1 protein-coding gene is annotated in these 362 nt (G+C 59.1%); it reads right to left on the bottom strand.

All coding sequences use genetic code 11. The features are described from left to right. On the bottom strand, positions 1–362 hold a 362-nt coding region (locus tag SB822_RS55480), incomplete at both ends, for a universal stress protein (protein ID WP_410858894.1).

Below are 362 nucleotides of genomic sequence, written 5' to 3'. Positions count from 1 at the left end.
CGGTTTCCGGCCCCATCGTGACGAGCACGCTGCAACTCACCCTGTCGAGCAACAGGCCATCGGTTCTGCCGCCCCACCACCGTGCGAGCCGGCCGGCCCGATGATGTCCCACGACAATCAGATCGACGTTCAGCTCTTTGGCGAAGTAAGGAATCTGATCGAGCGGATCGCCGATCGCAAAGTGCCCGGTCGCGTGAATGGCCTTGGCGGCCAGCTTTTTCAAGCCTTCGTCGAGCACGCTTTTGACCGAATCGTTAATCATATCCACCGGTATCGCCGACGTAATATCCGCGCCTTGCACCCACGCGGAATTGTCGATGACAGAGAGCACATGCACTTGCGCTGCGAGTTCTTGCGCAAGA

Source organism: Paraburkholderia sp. SIMBA_054, from assembly GCF_046534875.1.
In the GTDB taxonomy this organism is placed as follows: Bacteria; Pseudomonadota; Gammaproteobacteria; order Burkholderiales; family Burkholderiaceae; genus Paraburkholderia; species Paraburkholderia hospita.
Note: the sequence above shows the minus strand (reverse complement) of the source record. Positions and strands in the feature narration are given on the sequence as shown.